Annotated in this window: 6 protein-coding genes; 2 read left to right on the plus strand and 4 right to left on the minus strand. The window is 63.1% G+C overall.

Going from position 1 to position 5,255, the window contains the following annotated elements; all coding sequences use genetic code 11:
* Together EOA36_RS26730 and EOA36_RS26735 are read left to right on the plus strand one after the other, a co-directional pair.
* Nucleotides 1-761: aldo/keto reductase (locus tag EOA36_RS26730; protein ID WP_127280112.1), on the plus strand; the 761-nt coding region annotated here is incomplete at its 5' end.
* 46 nt (nucleotides 762-807) lie between these two features.
* Nucleotides 808-2,070 (plus strand): cysteine desulfurase-like protein, encoded by a 1,263-nt coding sequence (locus EOA36_RS26735; protein WP_189553369.1) that lies wholly within the window; start codon nucleotides 808-810, stop codon nucleotides 2,068-2,070.
* Between the two features lie 15 nt (nucleotides 2,071-2,085).
* On the opposite strand, the gene EOA36_RS26740 is transcribed toward EOA36_RS26735, so the two are convergent.
* From EOA36_RS26740 to EOA36_RS26755, 4 genes are all read right to left on the minus strand, one after another.
* The gene (locus EOA36_RS26740; protein ID WP_127280113.1) at nucleotides 2,086-3,114 is read right to left on the minus strand and encodes a histone deacetylase family protein; all 1,029 of its coding nucleotides are present in this window, start codon (nucleotides 3,112-3,114) and stop codon (nucleotides 2,086-2,088) included.
* A complete protein-coding gene (locus tag EOA36_RS26745) occupies nucleotides 3,111-3,629 on the minus strand; it encodes a GNAT family N-acetyltransferase (RefSeq protein WP_127280114.1) in 519 nt (172 codons plus the stop codon). The genes EOA36_RS26740 and EOA36_RS26745 overlap by 4 nt, the downstream gene beginning before the upstream one ends.
* Nucleotides 3,630-3,638: 9 nt before the next feature.
* Complete coding sequence (locus EOA36_RS26750) at nucleotides 3,639-4,568, minus strand: 3-keto-5-aminohexanoate cleavage protein (protein WP_127280115.1); 930 nt, start codon at nucleotides 4,566-4,568, stop codon at nucleotides 3,639-3,641.
* A 5-nt stretch (nucleotides 4,569-4,573) separates the two neighbouring features.
* Nucleotides 4,574-5,255: aminotransferase class III-fold pyridoxal phosphate-dependent enzyme (locus EOA36_RS26755; RefSeq protein WP_145969320.1), on the minus strand; the 682-nt coding region annotated here is incomplete at its 5' end.

The raw sequence follows: 5,255 nt of genomic DNA on the forward strand, positions 1-5,255 counted from the left end.
CGCAATTGGTGCGGGCCGATATCTTTGATGCCATCGACAAGTCGCTAGCCAAGCTCGGCACGGACTATCTCGACCTTTATCAAATCCACTGGCCGGAACGGGACATCCCATGGGGCGCCAACCCGACGCGCGTCGGCGCGGTGGCGCGGCGCGCCGATTCTGTCGGGGCGCCAGTCGGCGAGACACCGATCGCCGAGACGCTTGCGGTATTCGAGGAACTGGTGAAGGCAGGAAAAATCCGCCATTTCGGCCTGTCGAACGAGAGTTCGTGGGGCGTTATGCGCTTCCTCGCCGAGGCCGACAAAGGGATCGGTCCGCGCGTCGCCTCGATCCAGAACGCCTACAACCTCGTCAACCGGACCTTCGAGGTGAACCTCGCCGAGGTCTGCGAACGCGAAGGGGTGTCGCTGCTTGCCTATTCGCCACTGGCGCAGGGTTATCTGACCGGCAAGTACGATCACGGCGCCCGCCCGCAGGGCTCGCGCTCGCAGCTCTTCAACCGCGGTCAGCGTTATGAGACGCCAAATGCCGCTGAAGCGCAGCTCGAATACAATGAACTGGCGCGCTCTTTCGGCCTGGAGCCGGCGCTGTTTGCCAATGCCTATGTATCGAGCCGGCCTTTCGTCACATCGAACATCGTCGGCGCGACAACCATTTCGCAGCTGGAAATGGCGCTGTCCTCGGTTGATGTCGTCTGGACCGAAGAGATGCAGAAGGCGGTGGACGCCATTCACCAGCGGGTCGGCAATCCCTGTCCGTGACCGGCCGGGTGCGGAATTGTCGAGCAACAGCAAAGGGGTGGAGACGATGGTGGATTTTTCGATCGAGGCCGTGCGTGGAAAATTTCCCGCTCTCTCGCTGACCGACAAAGGACGCCGGCGCATCTATCTCGACAATCCTGCCGGCACGCAGGTGCCTCAGGCCGTCGCCGATGCGGTCTCGCGCTGCCTTTTGACGACCAATGCCAATCTAGGCGGCTATTTTGAAACGACGATCGCGGCGCAGCAGGTCGTTGACGAGGCGCACCAGGCGATGGCCGATTTCCTTGGCGCGGCGAGCCCGCAGGAAATCATCATCGGCGCCAACATGACGACGCTCACCTATCACATGTCACGGACGCTCGGCCGCACGATGAGGCCGGGCGACGAGATCATCCTCACCCGCATGGACCATGAGGGCAATGTGTCGCCTTGGCTGCAACTGGCCGAGGACCTCGGCCTCGTCGTGCGCTGGCTGCAGTTCGACGAAAAGACCTGGCAGGTCGAGGAGGCGACGCTCGCTGATCTGCTGTCTGGGAAGACACGTTTGGTGGCGTTGAACTACGCTAGCAATCTCACCGGCTCGATCAACCGGGTCAAGTCCTTGACCCAACTTGCTAAAAAGGCCGGAGCGCTGGTCTATGTCGATGCCGTGCAATTCGCGCCCCATGGCCTGATCGACGTGCAGGAACTCGGCTGCGATTTTCTGATCTGCTCGGCCTACAAATTCTTCGGCCCGCATATGGGCATCCTGTGGGGCCGGCGCGACGTCATCGAAGGCCTGAAGGCCTATAAGTGTCGCTGTTCCTCGAACGGCCTGCCGGAGCGCTTCGAACTCGGCACGCCGCAGATCGAACTGATGGCCGGCCTCACCGCGGCGGTCGACTATTTTGCCGACCTCGGCGCCGGCGAGGGCGGATCGAGAAGGCGCAGGATTGCCAGGGCGTTCGAAGTCTCCATCGCCTATGAAAACCCGCTGGCGCAAAGGTTGATCGATGGTCTGTCCGATATTTCAGGCCTGACGATCCATGGCATCACCGATTCGAAACGCCTCGGCGATCGCGTGCCGACTGTTTCCTTCACCGTGGACGGCATAGTACCCGAAACGATCGTGCGGCAGATGAATGCCGAAAGCATCTTCCTGTGGTCGGGTCACAACTATGCCTGGGAGATCGTCCACCAGCTCGGCATTCCGGCCGAGCAAGGCGTCGTGCGCATCGGCATCGCGCATTACAACACGGCGTCCGAAATCGACGAGACGCTGGAAAGCGTGCACCGAGTGATTGCCATGCTCAGGCAGCAACGGTCCTGACGCGGGCTTGAGCTCTCAGCGCGCCTTGCCGCCAAAACCGGTGAGGAAGGCGGTGAGATTGTCGCCGAGTTCGTCGCAGAGATAGCCGCCTTCCTGGACGATGACCGTCGGCAGGTCGAGCCCGGCGATCGCCTCGCCGATGCGCGAGAAGCCTGGCGTCGTCACCGAAAGCCCGCCGAACGGATCGCCCTCGAACGCGTCGAGGCCGAGCGCCACGACCAGTACATCGGGAGAGAAGGCTCGGATGCGCTGGAACGCCACGCCGAGCGCTTCCAGAAACGCCGCATCGGCGGATTTGCGCGGCAGCGGCAGATTGAAATTGTAGCCGAGGCCGGGACCTTCGCCGCGCTCGTCGGCATGGCCCCAGAAGAACGGGTAGAAGCGCACCGGATCGGCATGCAGCGAGACGGTCAACACGTCGGACCGCGCATAGAAGATGCCTTGCGTGCCGTTGCCGTGATGCAGGTCGACATCGAGGATCGCCACGCGGGCCGCCTGTCTACGCAGCACCTGTGCCGCGACGGCCGAATTGTTGATGAAGCAGAAGCCGCCGGCGACATCGGCAAAAGCGTGATGGCCAGGCGGTCGGCACAGCGCATAGGCGCCGGAAGCGCCTGCCATCACCGTTTCCGCCGCCTCGACGGCGCTCCAGGCGCTCCACAGTGCGCTCTGCCATGTCTCGCCCGAGATCGGGCAGGCCGTGTCTGCCATATGATAACCGGCCTGGCCGACAGCGGAGGCCGGATAGGAGCCGTTGCGGGCGATCGGGTGGATATTGGGGATGACCTCCGCCGACGCCCCGTCGATCCGCTGCCAGCGCTCGAAAATATGTTCGAGGAAGTCGAGATATTCGGGCGTATGCACGGCGGAGACCGGGCCGAGCCCATGATTCCCGGGTCTTTCGATGGTGTAGCCTGCCGATTTTGCGCCGGCTAACAATCTCTCGACGCGTTCCGGTTTTTCAGGATTGGGTTGCGCGGCACCGCTGGAAAGGAAAGCCCTGGGGTCGTGCCGCTTCTGCTCCTGCGCGTAGAAGGCTTTCATGGCTGGTCCCCATTTTCCGGCGTGTCGGCGAAGGCGAAAAACGCCTCGCCGATGATTTTCTGCGTCTGCTCGTAGCTCGACCAGGCAATGCCCAGCCTCTCGTAAAAAGCCTTGGCGCCCTCATTGTCGGTGTCGACGGACAGCCTCAGATAAACGCCGCCATCCCTGCGGCATTCCGCCGCCACGCGGCGCAGCAGGCGTTCGCCGATCTTGCGGCCACGGAACCGGTCTTCGACATAGAGGTCCTGCACATAGACGCCAGGCCGCCCCATCCAGGTCGAGAAGATCGGGAAATGCAGGCACAATCCGGCGAACTCGCCATCCACTTCGGCGATCAGCGTCGAGAAAGCGGGCTTTGCGCCGAAGCCCCAGGTTCTGAGATCGTCCGCCGTCGAGATGATTTCCTCGGGCGCGCCGATATGGGTGCCCAGTTTCAGGATCGCCGCATGGATGGTTTCGACATCATCGATGGTGCCGGGGCGGAGGAGGACATCATTGGAGGCTGGATTGGTCACAGTCTTGTCTCAAAAAGCCACGCGGTCGCCGCCCTTGAGCGCCAGCATGTCGCGCGCTTCCGCCGGTGTGGCAACCTCCAGCGACAGCCCATCGAGAATGCCACGGATGCGGCGCACCTGGTCGGCGTTGGATTTCGCCAATTGACGGCCGTCGTAGAGGCTGTCCTCCAGCCCGACACGCACATTTCCGCCCATCGCGGCGGCGATCGAGATCAGCGGCATCTGGCTCCGCCCGGCGGCCAGTACCGAAAACTGGTAGCTGTCGCCGAACAATTTGTCGGCGATCCGCTTCATATGGACGAGATTGTCCGGGTCGGCGCCGATACCGCCCAGGATGCCAAGTACGAACTGGATGAACAGCGGCCCGGACACCAGCCCCCGGTCGCGGAAATGCGCCAGTGAATAGAGGTGGCCGACATCGTAACACTCGAACTCGAAGCGGGTGCCGCAGCCTTTGCCAAGCCGCTCGAGCACGCCTTCCATGTCGGCAAAGGTGTTCTTGAAGATGGTGTCGCGGGTTGCTTCGAGTAGCTTCGGCTCCCATTCGTGCTGCCATTCCCTTGGCTTGTCGAGCATTGGGAACAGCGCGAAATTCATCGAACCCATGTTGAGCGAACACATTTCGGGTTCAGCCCGCAGCGGTGCCGCCAACCGTTGGTCCAGCGTCATCAAAGAGGAGCCGCCGGTGGTGATGTTGATCACTGCGTCGGTCGCCTGCTTGATGCGCGGCAGGAACTGCATGAACACTTCGGGATCGGCGGTGGGGCGGCCATCCCTGGGGTCGCGTGCGTGCAGATGCAGGATCGAGGCCCCGGCCTCGGCGGCCGCGATCGCATCCGCCGCGATCTGGTCCGGCGTCACCGGCAGATGGGGCGACATGGACGGCGTATGCACCGAACCGGTGACGGCGCAGGTGATGATGACTTTTCGCGGCGCCATTTCTTCTACCCTCGGCCTTCGACCGGCAGGTCCAGTTCGCCGGCCAGGACTTCGAGCGAGTCGCCGATGATGGAGATGATCTCGCCGACCTGCTCGCTGGTGACGATCATCGGCGGCGCCACCATGAAATTGTCACCGTCGACGCCGCCCTTGACCCTGCGGCCGTAGATGATCAGTCCGCGCTCATAGGCGAGGTCGAGCAGCCGTTGCGTCGCTTTCTTGGGCTGGTCGATCGGCTTCAGAGTTTCCGGATCGGCGACCATTTCGGCGCCCGTAAGCAGCCCCTTGCCGCGCACATCGGCAATGAATGGAAAGCGTTTCGCAAGTGCCTTCAGGCCGTCCATCAGCACATCGCCCATGGCAGCCGCATTGGCGATCAGGTCGAGCCGGTCCATTTCGCCCAGCACCGCAAGCCCGGCGGCGCAGGCCAGCGGATTGCCGGCATAGGTGTGGCCGTGCTGGAAGCCGCCGGTGGCGAGCAGCGGCTCGACCAGCCGCATCGGCGCCGCCAGCGCGCCGAGCGGCGCGTAGCCCGATCCCAGCCCTTTCGACAGCGCGACGATGTCCGGCTTGCAGTTCCAATGGTCGCCGCCGAGGAATTTGCCGGTGCGGCCCGCACCGCTCATCACTTCGTCGTGGATGAGCAGGATGCCGTAGCGGTCGCAGATTTCGCGGATGCGCGCATAG

It is taken from the genome of Mesorhizobium sp. M8A.F.Ca.ET.021.01.1.1, from assembly GCF_003998025.1.
Lineage (GTDB): Bacteria > Pseudomonadota > Alphaproteobacteria > Rhizobiales > Rhizobiaceae > Mesorhizobium.